The 17,132-nt window shown below is 54.4% G+C and carries 16 protein-coding genes; 10 read left to right on the top strand and 6 right to left on the bottom strand.

Features of this window, described 5'->3' with window-relative positions; translation table 11 throughout:
* Nucleotides 1–4 precede the first annotated feature (4 nt).
* Both AC6T8Q_RS16485 and AC6T8Q_RS16480 read left to right on the top strand, forming a co-directional pair.
* On the top strand, nt 5–490 hold the full coding sequence (locus tag AC6T8Q_RS16485) for a hypothetical protein (protein ID WP_496918872.1): 486 nt from the start codon (nt 5–7) through the stop codon (nt 488–490).
* Between the two features lie 236 nt (nt 491–726).
* Entirely contained in the window at nt 727–1,872 is a 1,146-nt protein-coding gene (locus AC6T8Q_RS16480) for a UDP-N-acetylglucosamine--N-acetylmuramyl-(pentapeptide) pyrophosphoryl-undecaprenol N-acetylglucosamine transferase (RefSeq protein ID WP_500680130.1), read from the top strand.
* A gap of 94 nt (nt 1,873–1,966) precedes the next feature.
* Here AC6T8Q_RS16480 and cydB read toward each other — a convergent pair whose 3' ends face one another.
* The 3 genes from cydB to AC6T8Q_RS16465 form a co-directional block, all read right to left on the bottom strand.
* Nucleotides 1,967–2,983 carry a cytochrome d ubiquinol oxidase subunit II gene (cydB, locus tag AC6T8Q_RS16475; RefSeq protein WP_500680129.1) on the bottom strand — a complete coding sequence of 339 codons (1,017 nt, stop codon included), beginning with the start codon at nt 2,981–2,983 and terminating at the stop codon, nt 1,967–1,969.
* A gap of 2 nt (nt 2,984–2,985) precedes the next feature.
* Nucleotides 2,986–4,542: a cytochrome ubiquinol oxidase subunit I gene (locus tag AC6T8Q_RS16470; protein ID WP_500680128.1), complete on the bottom strand. Its 1,557-nt coding sequence runs from the start codon at nt 4,540–4,542 to the stop codon at nt 2,986–2,988.
* A gap of 169 nt (nt 4,543–4,711) precedes the next feature.
* Nucleotides 4,712–5,803 (bottom strand): Gfo/Idh/MocA family protein, encoded by a 1,092-nt coding sequence (locus AC6T8Q_RS16465; protein ID WP_500680127.1) that lies wholly within the window; start codon nt 5,801–5,803, stop codon nt 4,712–4,714.
* 223 nt (nt 5,804–6,026) lie between these two features.
* Between AC6T8Q_RS16465 and AC6T8Q_RS16460 the strand changes: the two genes are divergently transcribed.
* The 6 genes from AC6T8Q_RS16460 (at nt 6,027) to AC6T8Q_RS16435 (ending at nt 11,946) form a co-directional block, all read left to right on the top strand.
* Complete coding sequence (locus AC6T8Q_RS16460; RefSeq protein WP_500680126.1) at nt 6,027–6,851, top strand: fatty acid desaturase family protein; 825 nt, start codon at nt 6,027–6,029, stop codon at nt 6,849–6,851.
* Between the two features lie 28 nt (nt 6,852–6,879).
* Entirely contained in the window at nt 6,880–7,857 is a 978-nt protein-coding gene (locus AC6T8Q_RS16455; protein WP_500680125.1) for a hypothetical protein, read from the top strand.
* The gene (locus tag AC6T8Q_RS16450) at nt 7,854–8,345 is read left to right on the top strand and encodes a DinB family protein (protein ID WP_500680124.1); all 492 of its coding nucleotides are present in this window, start codon (nt 7,854–7,856) and stop codon (nt 8,343–8,345) included. Before AC6T8Q_RS16455 ends, AC6T8Q_RS16450 begins: the two co-directional genes overlap by 4 nt.
* A 108-nt stretch (nt 8,346–8,453) precedes the next feature.
* Complete coding sequence (locus AC6T8Q_RS16445; RefSeq protein WP_500680123.1) at nt 8,454–8,852, top strand: response regulator transcription factor; 399 nt, start codon at nt 8,454–8,456, stop codon at nt 8,850–8,852.
* A gap of 133 nt (nt 8,853–8,985) precedes the next feature.
* The gene (locus tag AC6T8Q_RS16440; RefSeq protein ID WP_500680122.1) at nt 8,986–10,335 is read left to right on the top strand and encodes a redoxin domain-containing protein; all 1,350 of its coding nucleotides are present in this window, start codon (nt 8,986–8,988) and stop codon (nt 10,333–10,335) included.
* Between the two features lie 108 nt (nt 10,336–10,443).
* Nucleotides 10,444–11,946: an HTTM domain-containing protein gene (locus AC6T8Q_RS16435; RefSeq protein WP_500680121.1), complete on the top strand. Its 1,503-nt coding sequence runs from the start codon at nt 10,444–10,446 to the stop codon at nt 11,944–11,946.
* Between the two features lie 8 nt (nt 11,947–11,954).
* Here AC6T8Q_RS16435 and AC6T8Q_RS16430 read toward each other — a convergent pair whose 3' ends face one another.
* Both AC6T8Q_RS16430 and AC6T8Q_RS16425 read right to left on the bottom strand, forming a co-directional pair.
* Entirely contained in the window at nt 11,955–12,407 is a 453-nt protein-coding gene (locus AC6T8Q_RS16430; protein WP_500680120.1) for a carboxypeptidase-like regulatory domain-containing protein, read from the bottom strand.
* Nucleotides 12,407–13,423, bottom strand: coding sequence for a DUF1559 family PulG-like putative transporter (locus AC6T8Q_RS16425; protein WP_500680119.1), 1,017 nt, complete (start codon nt 13,421–13,423; stop codon nt 12,407–12,409). Before AC6T8Q_RS16425 ends, AC6T8Q_RS16430 begins: the two co-directional genes overlap by 1 nt.
* Nucleotides 13,424–13,584: 161 nt before the next feature.
* Between AC6T8Q_RS16425 and AC6T8Q_RS16420 the strand changes: the two genes are divergently transcribed.
* Together AC6T8Q_RS16420 and AC6T8Q_RS16415 are read left to right on the top strand one after the other, a co-directional pair.
* Nucleotides 13,585–14,979, top strand: a complete 1,395-nt coding sequence (locus AC6T8Q_RS16420; protein ID WP_500680118.1) for an ATP-binding protein — start codon at nt 13,585–13,587, stop codon at nt 14,977–14,979.
* Nucleotides 14,980–14,995: 16 nt separating this feature from the next.
* Complete coding sequence (locus tag AC6T8Q_RS16415) at nt 14,996–16,366, top strand: sigma-54-dependent transcriptional regulator (protein WP_500680117.1); 1,371 nt, start codon at nt 14,996–14,998, stop codon at nt 16,364–16,366.
* 6 nt (nt 16,367–16,372) lie between these two features.
* Here AC6T8Q_RS16415 and AC6T8Q_RS16410 read toward each other — a convergent pair whose 3' ends face one another.
* A complete protein-coding gene (locus AC6T8Q_RS16410) occupies nt 16,373–17,116 on the bottom strand; it encodes a hypothetical protein (RefSeq protein ID WP_500680116.1) in 744 nt (247 codons plus the stop codon).
* Nucleotides 17,117–17,132: the final 16 nt, after the last annotated feature.

The following is a 17,132-nucleotide window of genomic DNA, read 5'->3' as shown; positions in this document are numbered from 1 at the left end:
TCTTATGTTAGAGCCAAAACCACAACACAAAGTCACGCATCTGCGTATCCATCGCGAAGCGATGCAAGTACGCGTTGCACAAGGTACATCACTACTCTGTGCGGATATTGTCACGCATCAGGAAACGACCGAGGCCCTGGAGCTACTGCGAGGATTCAGAGCCACCGGTCGTCGCATGGTGCTGTGCGATACGTCGCAAATCAGTGCGGGACGGCAACTTGGTCAGTCCATCGTCGCCGAAGGTGGCGCGTCGGTGCTGGTGAGCTGCGGCATGTCTGGCCGTGAAGTGGCCATCGGTGCCCGCGACTCCGGACTTGACCTTGCCAATGTTGTCGTTTGTCGCGATAGTCGTGCCGCTTGTGAGTTGTTGGCCTGTCGATTGTTGCCCGGCGACACAGTGTTGCTCTTGGGCGTCGATCAGGAAGGCTGTGACCGGCTCGTCGATTTGCTCGACGATCGTGCCCAGTTTTCGTTGTCGGCAGCAGCTTAAGCACAGCTAGAAACTTTTGGAAACTGTTGAAGCTTCATCGTAAGTTTTGTTGGATTGCGGGGTCTGACAAACTGCCCTCCCTGGGGTCGGAGCAATAGAGCCTATCCGAGGCAGCTTCTGGGTCAGCTGCCTGATAGGTGCTTCACGATGAAGCTTATGTCTGGGCACCGGGGTAACGCGTCGCGTTGCCCCGGTTGCTCAGCGGATTTTCTTGAAACCCGTAGCGATCACAAATCATGACCACGTCGTCGCCTCATATCATGTTTGCCGGCGGTGGGGCTCAGGGGCAACTCTTTCCCGGGATCGCGGTGGCAGCCCACGTTGCCCAGCAAATCCCTCAGGCCGTGATTTCGTTCGCTGGTCCTGGCCGTTGCCGTGAAAAGCATTCTGTCCGAACTTCCGGATATCAATATGTGACTGTGCCGTCACAGCCATTGCCGCGAAATCCAATGCAGGCCTTGCGGTTTGTCACGGACAACATCGCCGGTTATTGCGCCGCGAAATGGATTCTGCGAGAACAGCATGTGTCGCTAGTCGTAGGGCTCGGCGGGCACACGAGCACCTCCGTCGTGCGAGCCGCCGCCGAACGCGGTACGCCGTTTATCATGCTCGAACAAAATTCCGTGCCGAGCCGCACCACCCGTTGGCTGGCACGCGCGGCCCGAATGGTGTGCGTGGCTTTTGAAGAAACTAAGCCCCATCTGCACGTACAGGCCCCTGTGAAAGTGACGGGGAATCCCGTTCGGCCAGCGTTTGAAGCGCTGTTTAACCGCTTGCAGCAAAAACGCATGCGCGAACCGAATCCGCTCCGGCAAAAGCGAATGGTTATCCTTGGCGGTGCCGGTGGGGCACGTTCGCTCAACGAATCGATGCCTGCGGCGCTCAAGCAACTTCAGGAACTTTTGACCGATTGGCAAATCGTCCATCAAACGGGCGAAGGCCAATTGCAAGAAACCGAGCAGCGTTACCGCCAGTTGGGCGTGCCCGCGTTGGCGGTGACGTACATCGATGAAATTGCCTCAGTGATGTTCGAAAGCGATTTGGTTGTTTGCCGATCCGGAGGCACGACGCTTGCGGAATTAGCACTCGCCGGTGTGCCCGCTTTGTTGGTGCCGTACGCCTTTTCCCGCGAAGATCAACAATTGGCGAACGCCAAAGTTTACGCCGCCTCGAAGGCTTGCCGCTTGATTGATGAGGCGTCGCAAGTCGGCTCGCTCGATAAAGCCCTGGCCCGCGAACTGACGCACATTCTGATTGACGAAAATTTGCGTAAGACAATGGCGCTCAACATGCGAGGCTTAGCTCGCCCTCATGCTTCGGCCGAGATAGCCACTGCGATATGCGAAGCGCTGTATGGCGCGAAGAAAAACATCGCGGCGTAATCTTCGGTTTTCTTCATGGCCGGATTGCAACGCAATCCGGGAAAACTTCTTCGTCCTGCTTCCCGGACCGCCTTGCGGACCGGCTAGATGGCACTCAATGCCCGTAAATGTCTTCGGTCACTTTGCCGCGGAAGGTCCAATAGACGACCGTCGTGTAGCTAATGACGGCGGGCATGCCGATCGCGGCAATGATCAGCATGATCGTCAGCGTTTTCTGACTTGATGCGGCGTTGTAAATCGTGAGACTGTTGGCGGGGTCGTTGCTGGCTGTCACGAGATTCGGAAAGAGTGCGATCCCCACAAGTGCCACTTGGCAAGCGATTCCTAGAGATGACGAAATAAAAGCTTGGCCGATACTCTTGTAATAAATACAGCGCGGGATGTTGGCCATCGCTAGCACATTGATCAACACGATACCCATGGCCCACGGGGCGTGATTGAAATTCGCCGTCGCGCGAGGGATTTCGGCGAGCGTGTACATCGTCGCCAAATTCCAGAGCACGAGATACAGACCCCAGGCATGCCAAATCCAGCGATAGAAGAGTCGCTGCGTGCCCCCTTCGGTTTTCAGATGCAAGTAAAGCCCGCCGTGCAACGCGAACATCGCCACGGTGAGCAGACCAATGAGAATGGGGTAGGGGCGCAACAGATCGTGAATGCCACCGATGAATTCGCCCCGTTCATTGAGTGGAATACCCAGCAGGCCGTTGGCTGTGGTGACACCAAACAAAAACGACGCGATCAAACTCGAGCCGAAAAAGGCATAGTCCCACAAGTTGCGCCATTGGGCCGAGGAAACCTTGCTGCGAAATTCCAAGCTCACGCCGCGAAAGATCAAGCAAAACAGCAGTAGCATGAATGGGGTATAAAACGCAGAGAAGATCGTCGCATAAGCTTCGGGGAAGGCTGCGAAGAGCGCGCCACCGAAGGTCACCAGCCAAACTTCGTTGCCGTCCCAGATCGGACCGATCGAACCCATCACGAGCCGGCGTTCTTCGTCGCTGCGGGCCAGCGGATGCAGAATGCCCACGCCAAGATCAAAGCCATCGAGAATTGCATACCCAGCGAGCAGAATCCCCAGCAGCACAAACCAAATCAGATTCAAATCCATGATTAGTGTTGCTCCTTGGCATCGGTGAGCGACTCGCGATGCTCGACGCGTGCGGTGGCTGCACCTATCGCTCCGGGTTTGTCAGTCGTCACTTCCTGGGACACGCTCTCCGGGCCCTTTTGAATCTTTTGGTGCAAGACGTAAACCCAAATCACAAAGAGCAACATGTAGATGGCAGTGAACATAATAATCGAACCGACGACTTGCTCGGCGGTGATGGCTTGCGACACGGCTTTGGTGGTTCGCAAACCTCCCTCTTCGTCGTAAACGAATTGCCCTGCGTCGTTGATAAGCCGCTCGCCACTTTCCGTTTGTTCAAACGGCGGATAGACAATCCACGGTTGACGGCCCACTTCGGCGGCGACCCAGCCTGCTTCGTTGGCAATAAAAGCGGGGATCACGGCAAAGACAAACGTCCACATCAGCCAGCGGTGACTAAACAGCGTGTTGCGAAATCGCAAGAACGTCGCCAGCAAGGTGATGGCAATAAAAAACATGCCGATGGCGATCATGATGTGATAACTGAAGAACGGAATCGCCACGGGGGGACGATCTTCTTCCCGAAACTGGTCGAGGCCGATCACCGTCGCGTCGGGATCGTTAAACAACAGCATGCTCAACCCGCCGGGAATCGCGAGATTGCCATTGATCGTTTCCGATTCGGAATCCGGCCAGCCGATGATGCTCATATCCGCGGGACCCGTTTTGAAATGGGCTTCAAAGGCGGCGAGCTTGGCCGGTTGCGTTTCATAAACATTGTGGGCTTGGAAGTGTCCGCTCACCAGCATGGCGAGGCTCGAAATCGTGGCGAGCCACAATCCGCCCGTGAACGAGCGTTCCGCAAAGTCACGATGCTTATTCTTGAGCAAATACCAGGCGGAGATGCTCATTACAAACGCCGCACCGAGAATAAAGCACCCCAGCCAAACGTGGATGAGGCGGTGCACGGTCGACGGATTAAAAACCATCGCCCAGAAGTCGGTGATCTCGGCCCGGCGGATGACTTCGCCGTTGATGACCCACGGCTGGCCGTCGCGCATGATCGGGACGATATGATGTCCGGCGGGGGTTTGCTGCCAACTGTTGGCGACCGTGATCCAGATCGAACTGAAAATCGAACCAAGCGACACCATCAACGCGGCAAAGAAATGAAAGCCGGGGCTCACCTTGTCCCAACCAAACACCAATACGGCGAGGAAGCCTGATTCGAGAAAGAACGCAAAAATGCCTTCCGCCGCCAACGCCGAACCAAACACGTCACCTACGAAGCGGGAATACGTGGCCCAGTTCGTGCCGAATTCAAACTCCATGACGATGCCCGTGGCAACGCCGATGGCAAAGTTGACGGCAAAAATTTTCGTCCAAAACCGCGCGGCCTCTTCGTAGATGGCTTCCCGAGTGCGCAGATATTGGGCTTCGAGATAGACAAGCACGACCCCCATACCGATCGTGAGCGGGGGAAACAGATAGTGGAACATGATGGTCAGCGCGAACTGAATGCGCGACAACATCACCACGTCCAACCATTCGGCAAACAGCAAATTTTCGGTTAGCAACATGGCCCAAGTCCGATGCAACTGCGGCGCTAGTCTTACGCGCCTGCATGTTCATCCGTCGGCCAGTCTACAAGAGAAGCGATTTGCGGCCTAGGGACCGCCAAAGATTTGGCAAGGAATTCACGAAGCTTCGTGCGATGTGGCTCAATCCTGTGCGAGCGGGAAAATAATTTTACAAGAGCTTGCGCACCGTTCCTGGCGCGATCGGCTTATGGCGTAATGAACTCGCTACCGCGGCGAAACAGAGTTCTAGGCTACGCAAATTGTTTCGCGCGCTGTGGGAGGGTTGGCGTTTCTCTTCGATCGCGCAGAGCAGTTCGCCCATCGTGCCGTGGAAACCGTCGGGGAACCATGTCCCTTTGATCTTGGGAGAAATGATTCCGTCGGCGGTGACAATTTCGATTCGTTGCCCCGCGAGATTCACTCCCGCGGAACGAATCAACCCCTGTGTGCCCGAGATCAGCGTGCGATCCCATGAACCTTTGGGCACGTTGCCGTCGAAGGTGAGCGTGGCCTGCGCATTGTCGTATTCGATGAGCACTTGCCCCAATAGCGCGGGGCTGATCGTTTGGATTTTAGTTTTGGCCGTCGAAGCATAAACACGCGTCGGTGCTTCCGCACTCATCACCGTGGAAAGAAAATCGAACCAATGGATGGCGAAATCATAAAGGATGAGTTGCTCGACTTGTTCAAACGGAGTTCCTTTGACCCAACTATGATCCCAATGCACGCCGCAATGAACGCCGACGATCTCGCCCAACAGGCCGGAATGCGCGGCTTCACGCAGGTAACTAAAATGCGGTGCCCAACGACCATTCTGATTGACGGCCAGCAGCACCCCCATTTGATCGGCGAGATCCGCGAGCTTCTGCCCCACGTCGAGATCGAGCACGAACGGCTTTTGGCTGAGGACATGCTTTTTCGCTTTGAGACAATCCTTAATAATCGGCGGGCGATTGTGGGGATGCGTTGTGACGTCGACGACTTCGATGTTGGGCAGCCTGAGCATCTCGCGGTAGTCGGTGAAAACTTGCGCGTGGGGATAAAACTCTTGCCGGCGTTTTTCGGCATTCTCGATTTTCACATCGCAGAGTGCGGTGACGCGGTAGCCCGCCGCGTGGTAGGCGGTAAGATGATGCTTCGTGATACCACCGCAACCGATGAGCGCGATTTCCGGGGAATACTTTTTGGGATCGCGCGGAAGATAAGGCAAATTCGGAAATGGGATTTGCTTGGCAGGTTTTTTAGCAGGCTGTTTGCTCATAGGGGCGAACTTGGCGGTGTATGCGGTGGGTCTCAATAAAGGGCAATAGCGTAGCAATTTTCGGGCCAGTTCGCGATGCTTTCACGCTTGTGATTAGGCGAATTTGGTAGCCACGTAGCACAACCGTTTGATGTTGTTTACACAGTGTCGGTAAGTGCGGTTTTCAGAATAAGCTGATTTTAGTTCTCTAAGCATTTGACAAGCTATTTGGATGAGCACTGGCATGGATAACTTTCAAGATTCGGGGTCTCCCCTTTGTTTACCATCATTTAAGGAAATTTCGCTTGGTTTGACGAAGCTTAGTGGCCTGAGGCTTTTCGTTAGTCTTAGTTTGCCTTTTCTGTGGTGTGGCCTGTATTTTGCTTTCGCAGCCGCGGAGCTATGGACTGCGGCAATCTTCTGTTTGGCCGCCTTGAGCTTTACGACTTATGGTTCGATTTCGCACGATTTAGTTCATGCAAATCTTGGCCTACCAAGGCGGATGAATCATGTTTTACTTTCAGTCATCGAAATGATTGCCCTGCGGAGCGGCCACGCATACCGGTTGGCTCATCTCAATCATCATGCTCGATTTCCTCACGATGATGATATTGAAGGAGTGGCAGCAAATATGTCGCTGCTACGCACTCTTTTAGAAGGAGTTTTGTTGCAAACTCGCGTCTGGATCTGGTCACTACGCCGATCAAGCAAGGATCATGCCGTGATTATTTTTGAAGGTATTTGTTGTGCAGCCATCGTTGCGGCCTCAATAGCTGCACTTACATGGACGCCTATATTCTTTATCTACACCGCGCTCATGATCATGGGGAGTTGGGTGATACCACTGTTCACATCTTACGTGCCGCACCGCGCGGATGGAGCGGATGAATTGCACCGAACACGCCGTTTTCGAGGAAAATTGGCTTCGCTTATTGCTATGGAGCATCTCTATCATTTAGAACATCATCTCTATCCAGCGGTGCCACACCACCATTGGCCAGAACTGGCGCGTCGATTGGACCCCTATCTCGATGCGGCTGGTATTGAGCCGATTAAGTTGGGATTTTGACAAACAGCCCCTCCGTTATGTTCTTGATATGTCGGCAGGATTTAACAGCCAGCAGAGTTTGTACGAAGCTCTGGTCGGCGATGGACTTGGGCTTCTGAAACTCACCGGGATTGGCCTCATCGGGTCGGGCCTCTTCGCTTTTTTTCTAGCCGCGACGGGGCATTTCCTTCCGCACGATCTTGAATACCTCGGTGTAACGGCGGATTCGCTTTACTCCATTGCAGACCAAAGGCTCGCCCACTTCATGATCCACGATCGCGTTTCCTTTGGTGGGGCGATCTTTGGCGTGGGGGTGCTTTATTTGTGGCTTGCGGAATTTCCTCTAAGGTCTGGCGCGGTTTGGGCTTGGTGGACTTTTTTGTTGAGCGGCATGCTGGGCTTTATGAGTTTCCTGACTTATTTGGGCTACGGCTATCTTGATACATGGCACGGCGTGGCAACGCTCGTTTTGTTGCCCGTCTACTGCGTCGGCATGTATCGATCTATCACGCTACTCCCGCCGGAACAATCAATTCGCGCTCTGTTCATGGCAGGCTGGCACGGTGCGTGGAAAACTCGCTATGGCATTGGCCGAATTCTCTTGCTAGCGACTTCGGTATCGCTCATCGCTGGCGGACTTATCATCATGGGTATTGGAATGACCGTCGTCTTTGTGCCCGAAGACCTGGAATTCATGAACCTCTGCACGGCAGATTTAGATGCCGTTAATCCGCGCTTAATTCCATTGATCGCCCACGATCGCGCTGGATTTGGTGGTGGGGTTTGCTGCTGTGGTTTGACGATGCTGCTGTGTATTTATTGCAGCGGACCGTCACGAAGTTTGTGGCAAGCTTTGGCTATAACTGGATTGGCGGGCTTTGGTACAGCCATCGGCGTTCACTACCCCATCGGATACACCGCATTCACTCATTTGGCTCCAGCTTATTTGGGTGCGATGATGTTTATAGCTGGTATGCTGATGACCTTTGACAGGCAGACTTGGGCAGATACTAAGGAAACCGTATGAACGCCTCAGAATCACTCTCCAACAACGATCTCATCACGGGTTACCAAGACGCTGCGGGGGAATTGGTCGACGCGGTTGCGGATCTCACTCCGGAGGAACTGCGAACGCGGATCGCGCCCGGCAGGTGGAGCGTGCAGGAAGTTGTTTGCCACATTGCCGATTTCGAAGTCATTTATGCCGAGCGGATTCGCCGGGTGCTAGCCGAAGATGATCCGACCTTATTCAACGGCGAGCCGGATAATTTTGAGCGCACGTTGTTCTACGAAAAACGAGACGTTACCGAAGAGCTGGCGTTGATTCAAACGATTCGCAACCAAACAGCCCTCATCTTGCGAAATATTCCCGATGAAGCTTGGCAACGCCGCGGCATCCATAGTACCGACGGCCCGCTCACGTTGCGGCAGTTGATCGAGCGGGTGAGCAAACATATTCCCCATCATGTGGCCTTTATTCGCGACAAGCGGGCGGCCTTGCGGACTGGAAAATAGCGGGGAATCCGTCGATTTCCCAAGGCTCTTTACCCTTGTAAATTGCCGGTAGATCGGTAATCTTGAAGGTTTGCCAGTGTACGCACAACCCAGAACGAAAAACCGGTCATGGCGCAGTCAAGCGAAAATAGTCAGGCAAGCGGAAATAAACGGATTCTTCTCGTCGACGACGATGCCGAAATCATCGAATCGTTGCGTTTGGCTTTGGAAGCCAACGACTATGAAGTGCTGGTGGCTCGCGACGGCAACCAAGGGCTCGCCTTGATCGAGCGTGAATCGCCCGATTTGATCATTCTGGACATGATGATGCCCAAGCGGAGCGGTTTCTTGGTGCTCGAACGCTTGAAGCGAATGGGCGAAAAAAGGCATCGGATCATTATGATCACCGCCAACGAAGGGGCACGGCACAAAGCCTATGCCGAAATGCTGGGCGTCGACGATTACGTCCGCAAGCCTTTCCCAATGGACCGCTTGATCCAAAGCGTCGACCGTCTGCTGAGTGCATGAGTTGGTACATAACCGGCGAATTCAGCCGATTTGCTAATTGCCGGGTTTCGACAAGTCGCAGATAATGAGTGGCCGTGGCACGGCTGGCTCGTGCGCTTTTCTTGGCCTTACACTCATATAAGTTGAGCTGACCATGACTCGCTCGGTTTGGTGCGCTGTTTGTCTCTGTGTGTGCGCTTTGCTTGGTTGCTCGAATCAAGCCGCCAAAACTCCCCAGGAATTCGTCGAGCAGATCGAGAAATCGCTCAAGGAATTGCCTTTCTACAGCACGGACTTGGAAGTGGCGCTCGATATCTCGGTCCAAGGCCAAGAGCAGAACATGGACGCGGCGTTCGATATCGTGATCGAAAAACCGAATCGTTGGGCCATCGTTCGTAAAAGCGGCGCGATGGGGGGGACGAGCATATCTGATGGCGAGCAGGTGACCACCTATCTTCCCATGGTGGATCGCTATGTCGTCGAAAAATTGTCCGACGAGACGATCCCTTCACTCGACGATGAACAGTCGTTGATGATCTTGGGGGCTGGTTCACTCGCGCAGATTTTCCAGGGCGAGGGGCTCGAAAAGTTTTTATTGCAAGACACGAAGAAATCAAAACTGTTGCCCAGTGAAGTTATCGATGGCAAAGAATATCAGGTCGCGACGTTTGAACGGGACAACGGCACGCAGCTGAAGGTCTGGGCCGATCCGGCGAATCACATGCTGGTGCGGCGAGTCGAGATTGTGCCCGACGTTACGAAGATCGCGCCCCCCGGGCAAGCTGATTCGGTCAAAATAGTCGCCAACTTGGATTTCACCGATTGGGACCTCGAGAAAAAACCTGCTGACGGCGCTTTTGTGTTTACTCCTCCCGAAGGAGCCAAGAAGGCCAAGTCGTTGGCCGAGGCGTTGACGCCCAAGCAGCCGCCACATCCGCTGTTGGGCGAACCAGCACCGGAGTTTACGGTTAAGGATTTGGAAGGCAATGAAGTTTCGTTGGCGTCCTACAAAGATAAAGACGCGGTGATTCTCGACTTCTGGGCAACATGGTGCGGACCGTGTACGGCAGCGCTGCCGATCATTTCGAAGGTTGCTGGCGAGTTTGCTGATAAAAACGTGACGTTTTACGCAGTGAATGTGGCTGAAACGCCGGATGTGATCAAAGAGTTTCTTACCGAAAGCAATCTGAATGTTCCGGTCTTGTTGGATGAAGATTCTTCGATCAGCGACATGTATGGAGTTTCGGGGATTCCACAAACGGTGTTGATCGACAAGGCGGGACGGATTCAAGTTGTTCATGTGGGATTTGGGGGCGATCTTGAACAGAAGCTCACTCAAGAGTTGGACGATATTCTGGCTGGCAAAGATTTAGCGACCGCCGAATTGGAAGAACACGAAGGCGGCGAGGAAGAGGAAAGTGCCGAGCCCGCAGACGAGGCTGATGAGGTAAAGTCGGAAACTGAGGAAGCGGCACCAGCTGCAGACGCCGCCGATGTGGACTAGGTCCTAAATCAACGCAAGAGTACGATATAAACGCCCAGGGATTGCAATCCCTGGGCGTTCTCGATTCTGCAACAAATTTTCAAACAGTAATTGTAACGAGCGAAATCGATGGATCGACTTTCGTCGGTTATTGAGCCGATCAAACGTTTGTTTGCGCTCGATCTTCGCTCGCTCGCTTGTTTGCGGATCGGCTTGGGGCTGCTGATACTGATCGATCTGTTGCTCCGTTCGCGCGATCTCGTGGCGTTTTACACTGATCAAGGTCTCTTGCCGCGGTCGCTGCTCACTACCAGCCCAAATGCGTTGACTCATTGGTCGTTGCATTTGGTTAATGGTGCGCCCTGGTTTCAGGCACTATTGTTTTGTGTCGCGGGGATCGCCGCCGGGATGTTGGTTGCCGGCTATCGAACGACCTGGGCCGCGACGATTTCTTGGGTACTCTTGGCATCGCTTCACCTCCGGAACCCGCTGATTCTCAACGCTGGGGACAAGTATCTGGCGCTGCTGACGTTTTGGGGGATTTTTTTGCCGTGCGGGGCGAAGTGGTCTGTTGATGCCAAGCAGGGCATTAAGACCGAAGCTACAACAGTCATTTCATTGGCGAGTTTTGCGCTCTATTTGCAAGTGGCTTTCGTGTATGTGAGCACCGCGCTGCTCAAGTGGCAACAGAACGTGTGGCAAACGGGCGATGCGACTCAACTGGCGCTTTCCAAAGATTATGTCGTCACTGGTTGGGGACAGTGGCTTGCCGGGCATCCTGAATGGCTCAAGCCGCTCACGCCTGCGACGCTCTATCTGGAGCTCTTGAGCCCGCTGGCGATTTTGCTTTCAAGAGGTTGGCTGCGCGTGGCGGTGCTGGCGGTCTTAGCTCTGTTTCATATCGCTTTGGCGGCGTGCTTTACGATTGGCTTGTTCCCGTATGTGTGCTTGGTGGCTTACATGGCATTTCTGCCTGAAAAATTTTGGACGGCGGTGCTCAAAGATCCTGCTACAAGCGAAACGAGAATGTATCAGCCGCCGAGAACGCACGTTGTGCTGCGGGGCTGCAAGCAGACATTTCTGGCGTTGGCGATATTGGTATCGCTTTGGTCCTGCGTAACCGTTGTCACCCCAAGTTGGCGGATGCCGGAAGTCGTGCGAAATCTGGAGCGAGTGTTCCGTTGGCGGCAAAGCTGGAAAATGTTCACGAATATCCACGAGGCGGTCGACGGTTGGTTCGTCTTTCACGCCCAGTTCGCCGACGGACATAGCGAAGATTTGCTCTCCGGGGCTAGTCCCGTTTCCTATGAGAAACCGTCACTGGCGTCAGCAAACTTCCCCAACATGCGTTGGCGAAAGCTCTGCACGAATTTGAAATCGCCCGGTGCCAAAACCGTGCGAGAATTCTTGGGCGACTACCTGCTGCTCGATCGCGACCGTCGGCACCACGACGTCCACAAGCTGTTAGGGCTCGAGATTGTTTACGTGGAGCCTGCGAAAGATGCCGACGGCGAGAACGAAATCGAAGTTCTGGGCGCAAGCTTCGCCACGCCCCAGCCGCTCGACAAAGAGGTGCTATTCGAATGGCAAAACGAAGCACGGAAATATCACGACGTGTTTATTCGTGAGTGACGGCCAAGCTAGCGCACCGACAACTCAATGGTTTCCCATTGATTCGGTTCCGCCGTAACTTCTTTGACAATCCCACTGGTGGCAGGATCGGCATAGCGAGGTGGAAGCAGATGCCTGCCGTCGCGCACCAATTCTTCACCTGCGCGCCGCGGAGCCCGCAATTCCACTGTTACCGTGTAAGTCCCCGGAAGTGCGCCGTCATTGCTCGAAATCGTAGTTATAGAAAAATTACCGCTCTCATCAGTGATCGCGATGGGCAACGGTAAGCCCGCCAGTCGTTCACCTTGAGGAAAAAGAGTGACTTTCGCCTCGGCCACGGGCTTGCCTGCCTGTGTGATCGTGCCACTCACGGGCGCAAGCGTGGGCAGTGCTTCTCCACATCCGGCAAACACCGGACAAACCAAGAGCAAAATAAAACCAGTTTTACAGCGATTGAAATTCTTAATGCCCAGGCGACCCACTACTGTTCCCTTATGATTTCGCTGCCTGCGCGCGTCGTAAGATCGGCAAGAGTTCGTAAGTTGATGTCCTCATTTAAATAGCGAACCGAGCCGTCGGCAAAAGTGAAATTAGCACCGCTGGGATGGAAGCTGTAGTAGCAGTGTCCCCACTCGTTTGAGTTGTTAATCGAAACCGTGCCGGGAATAGTGCCAAAGGCAGCCTTCCAAGGGTTACGCGAACCGATGGGGTAGGGGTTGTCCGTAGTCGCCCAAGCTCCGCCGCGGGCACGAATAGGTGGGCTTCCGGTGTAATCGACTCCAAAGAATTCCCGTCCATGGTAAACGTCCTCGCGTCCCACGCATTCACCTAGCATGATTGTATTCGACATCCCATCGGAGACATTCTTGATTTGATTGCTCTTGTTGAATTCGTATTGCTCGGCGATCACACCATCAAGGACGAGGTTATCATCCCCTGTCGAAAGTTTTTCATTATAGTTGACGACTTGCTGGTCGGCGGGCAGGGAGGTGTTGATGTCCATATGGACCCCAGTTGGAGCAAAATAATCGCCACAATATCCCGTCTTGTTTGGCGGAGACGATTCTGGCTTGTCTTGAAAGCGTTCTTGGTTGGGAGTGGAGGGGCAAAGCAGAAGTGCCAGAGGATTTTGTACGATTGTTCGGTTCGGTTCACGCCACCAATCTACGTCGAGATCGTAGCCCACGATTAAATTTCCCTGCTCAACGTAGGGCAAGATGAAAGGTGCCCAATTGTTAATACCAGGGACTGGAGTGCCCGGAGGGGCTAATGGGTCTGGATTGATTGTTGCCAGTGGAAACTCTTTCTTAGCACTTTCATAATTCAGAAAGGCTAGGCCCATTTGCTTCATATTGTTAAGGCATTGTGAGCGCCGTGCCGCTTCGCGGGCCGCTTGAATTGCGGGCAACAGCAAGGCCACGAGCACGCCTATAATAGCGATGACCACCAACAGTTCGACGAGCGTGAATCCATTTCGACGCGGGTTGTGTTGGGTCATAATAAGTCCCTCTTTTCGTAAAAGTCGGTCTGCTCGCGAGTTGTGAGCGGTGTCGTCAGATTGTATTCGTAGAAGCTGTGCTTAAAATTGCCTGCTGAAACATTCGTCGCCCCTGTCGACTTGCGCGACACTGGCATGTTGGCCTTATTTCGAGCGTATCGGTGCGAATTCCCCTTCAATATCAAATCATGATGCCGCTGGTGGTGGTGGCCGCGGCGAGCTTATTGGCTGTTGGTGCTATCAATGCGCGGCGGGCCACGCAAGAAACGCAGGCCTCCATCGACCGTCAATTGCAGGGGGTGGTTCGCGTTCTGAAGTCTTCGAACTTTCCATTGACTGACGCGGTGCTGCGCCAAATGAAAGATCTTTCCGGCGCGGAGTTTGTTTTGATAAGTCAGGAAGGTTTGCCAATTTCGAAAAGTATTTCCCCTGGTTCGGTGCAACTTCCCCGCACGCCGCTGGCGAACACGACTGAAGAAGTCGCCTTGGGCCCGCAGATTTCCTTGGGTGATAAAGCGTACTTTCACTCGGCCGTGGAATTGAAGCGACCCTTGGGCGAGTCGGCGAGCGGTGTGCTGCATGTGTTGTTTCCGCGCGAACAGTATGACGCAGCTTGGCGGAGCGCGTTCTTGCCGCCGCTGGTGATCGGGATGTTCGCAGTTCTCGCGGTCGCTATGGTGACTCAGTGGATCGCGCAACGAATCAGTCGCAATCTCGCGCGCCTGGGAACCGGTGTGCAGCGCTTGGCCGGCGGAGAATTCAAGCCACTGGAACTCCCTGAGCGCGATGATGAAGTGCGAGATTTGGCCATCGCGGTCAATCAAACGGCCACTCGGCTGAGTGAATACGAGCAGCATGTCAGGCAGACCGAACAAGTCCGTACGGTAGCAATGTTGGGGGCAGGACTCGCCCATGAAATGCGCAATGCGGCGACGGGTTGTCGTTTAGCTGTCGATCTTCATGCCGAAAATTGTTCGCTTTCGGCGAATGATGACAGCTTGACCGTCGCGAAAAGTCAGTTGCAACTCATGGAAAGCCGATTGCAAAGTTTTCTGCAACTGGGCCGCGAAGATTCGACAACAATCAAACAACCCCTCGATTTGCAATTGTTGCTCGACGAACTGATACCACTGGTCCTGCCCGCGGCTCGTCATACGGGTGTGACGCTCTCTTGGCAGCCGAGTCAAGCAGCCATCACAGTGCTCGCCAATCGTGAATTGTTGAGCATGGTGATTGTCAATCTGCTGCTCAACGCGATCGAGGCCGCGCAGAAACTTTCCCACACGAAATCGGCCCAAGTACAAGTGAGGCTAGGGCTCACGGAAAACCATTGGGCGGAACTGGAAGTCAACGACACAGGGGCAGGGCTGGCCGATGCGGTCGCGGAAAAGCTCTTTCAGCCATTTGTCACCACCAAGGCCGAGGGAGTAGGATTAGGATTGGCCGTTGGGCAGCAGGTGGCCCAAGCCCATGGCGGCGAGATTGCCTGGAGCCGAACGAATAACCAAACAAGCTTCCGCTTGCGATTGCCGCTTATGCAAGGTTTGGCCTCCTAAGAAAGGAACGGAACACATGTCCAAAATTCTCGTCGTGGATGACGAACAAACCATTTGTTGGGGCCTCGAAAAACTGGGGCAGTCGCTGGGGGCCCAAGTCTTCGTGGCCTCTTCGGCGGAGCAGGGACTACGGCTCGCCGCGGAAAGTCAGCCTGATTTACTTATTCTCGACGTACGGTTGCCGGGGATGGACGGTCTGAGCGCGATGCAGGAGTTTCGCCGTATTCTGGGCGAGGCACCGATTGTGGTCATCACGGCGTTTGGCGATTTGCCCACGGCCGTCAAAGCCGTGCAGAACGGCGCGTTCGAATATGTGCTCAAGCCTTTTGATCTGGAAGAAATCCGCGGCACGATCCGCCGCGCTTTGATCGTCAATGATGCGACGATCAATCAACAACCCAACGAACAAACCGAGGGAATGGTTGGCAAGACGCCGGTGATGCAAGCCGTGTTCAAGCGGATTGCCTTGGCGGCGAGTTCCGATGCGGCGGTTCTGTTGCAAGGGGAAAGCGGTGTCGGCAAAGCCACAGCCGCGCGGGCCATTCATCAGCACAGCGCTCGCTCTGCGGGGCCGTTCGTGAGGGTGAATTTGGCCGGCTTGGATGCAATTCAGGCTGAAGCCAAATTGTTTGGTGAAGGCCACGGTCACGCCCGGGATGGCCTCTTGGCTGAAGCCGCGGGCGGAACGTTGTTTTTGGAAGATGCGGCTCAGATACCGTTCGGCGTGCAAGCCAAGTTGCTGCGCGCGCTCGAGTCGGGCGAAATTGTTCCCGTGGGAAGCGAACAGCCGGTCAAAATGGATTGCCGTTTGATTGCGGCAAGTGACGAAAGCTTGCTTAGCAAAGTTCAAACCGGTGAGTGCCGGCAAGATTTGTATTTTCGTTTGAGCGCTTTTGAGATCGAGATTCCGCCGCTGCGCGAACGACAGGCCGATATTCCTCTGCTGTCCCGGCATTTTGCACTCGAAAAACGTGGCGCCACGGTGAGCTTTGCCGAAGAGACAATCAATGAGCTGAGTTCGCGGCCTTGGTATGGGAACGTTCGCGAGTTGCGCAACGCGATCGAACACGCGCTCGTGGTTGCGCGGGCAGGGCTTGTGTTGCCCGAGCATTTGCCGGCGGCACTGCCGATGCTACAAACGGAATCGAGAGGACTGGGATCGCACGACACCTTGGAGAAATTGGCCAAGCAACGGGCCACGGATTTGCTCGACGATCCCGAAGCCGAGGGCTTCGTCTACGAAAAGTTTCTTGAAGAACTTGAGCCCGCGCTATTAGCGAGTGCAATGGATCGTTATTCGAATGAATGCGCCCCCGCGGCACGGGCTTTGGGACTACATCGCACGACGCTCAAGCGCAAGCTCGATCAGTACGGCATGACTAAGTAGACCCACTTAGCCGAGGGCAATCGCGCGGGCGAGCGGATGCAAGACCGCTTCCACGGCGTAATTGTCGACGACCTTCCGGCAAACTTCTTGCAAACGTACGAGCACGTCGAGATAAGTTTGGCCAGGCGGCAGGCTGCCGTAGTGGCGGGCCGTGACGTAAACGCTCAATTGCTCGTCTTGATAATCGCCCGTGCGAATCTGAAATGCATTGGTTCGCGATTCGACACTCAAGCGGCATTGCAAACGGCAATCGTCATCGAGCGCGATCGTGATGCTGGGCTCATGATTGATGATGGTCGCACCGGGTAAAGCCGCCAAACCTTCCACCGCGGGGCTAAGTCCCAATGCCTCGGCCATCAATTGGTTGTGGTTGCCGCGGTAATTGAAATCAAAACCCATCAGCAAATCCATCGCTTCGCAATCAAGCGGGCTCACCGAAAGGGCATAGGGAGCGATGTCGAGCACGCTGCGATGCTGTATCAGCGCCGTATCAAACTCGTCGGGATTAACACAGCCCGAGGAAATTCTCCGCGGTTCGACGGTGCACCAGCGATGGCTGGCACGATCTTTGTCTTCTTCCAACACGAAATCGCGGTTCTCGCGGGTGTAGAAGTTCCGCATCTCGGGATAGGCTTTTTGAAGCTGCTCGAAGAAATGCAGCACCGTTTCCCGATTGCTGGGAAGCTCCATCTCTGTGCTGAGATTCATGTTGACGTAGTAGTCGTCGGCAAGCGAATGATACGAATTCATCGTGTGAGGGCATCCC

This window comes from Bythopirellula sp. (assembly GCF_041737835.1).
Classification (GTDB): domain Bacteria; phylum Planctomycetota; class Planctomycetia; order Pirellulales; family Lacipirellulaceae; genus Bythopirellula.
Note: the sequence above shows the minus strand (reverse complement) of the source record. Positions and strands in the feature narration are given on the sequence as shown.

Coding starts and splice junctions, on each gene's coding strand:
- AC6T8Q_RS16440 (WP_500680122.1), top strand. CDS start 8,986: ATGACTCGCTCGGTTTGGTGCGCTGTTTGTCTCTGTGTGTGCGCTTTG.
- AC6T8Q_RS16410 (WP_500680116.1), bottom strand. CDS start 17,116: ATGAATTCGTATCATTCGCTTGCCGACGACTACTACGTCAACATGAAT.
- AC6T8Q_RS16455 (WP_500680125.1), top strand. CDS start 6,880: ATGTCGGCAGGATTTAACAGCCAGCAGAGTTTGTACGAAGCTCTGGTC.
- AC6T8Q_RS16415 (WP_500680117.1), top strand. CDS start 14,996: ATGTCCAAAATTCTCGTCGTGGATGACGAACAAACCATTTGTTGGGGC.
- AC6T8Q_RS16445 (WP_500680123.1), top strand. CDS start 8,454: ATGGCGCAGTCAAGCGAAAATAGTCAGGCAAGCGGAAATAAACGGATT.
- AC6T8Q_RS16450 (WP_500680124.1), top strand. CDS start 7,854: ATGAACGCCTCAGAATCACTCTCCAACAACGATCTCATCACGGGTTAC.
- AC6T8Q_RS16465 (WP_500680127.1), bottom strand. CDS start 5,803: ATGAGCAAACAGCCTGCTAAAAAACCTGCCAAGCAAATCCCATTTCCG.
- AC6T8Q_RS16485 (WP_496918872.1), top strand. CDS start 5: ATGTTAGAGCCAAAACCACAACACAAAGTCACGCATCTGCGTATCCAT.
- AC6T8Q_RS16435 (WP_500680121.1), top strand. CDS start 10,444: ATGGATCGACTTTCGTCGGTTATTGAGCCGATCAAACGTTTGTTTGCG.
- AC6T8Q_RS16425 (WP_500680119.1), bottom strand. CDS start 13,423: ATGACCCAACACAACCCGCGTCGAAATGGATTCACGCTCGTCGAACTG.
- cydB (WP_500680129.1), bottom strand. CDS start 2,983: ATGGATTTGAATCTGATTTGGTTTGTGCTGCTGGGGATTCTGCTCGCT.
- AC6T8Q_RS16480 (WP_500680130.1), top strand. CDS start 727: ATGACCACGTCGTCGCCTCATATCATGTTTGCCGGCGGTGGGGCTCAG.
- AC6T8Q_RS16460 (WP_500680126.1), top strand. CDS start 6,027: ATGGATAACTTTCAAGATTCGGGGTCTCCCCTTTGTTTACCATCATTT.
- AC6T8Q_RS16470 (WP_500680128.1), bottom strand. CDS start 4,542: ATGTTGCTAACCGAAAATTTGCTGTTTGCCGAATGGTTGGACGTGGTG.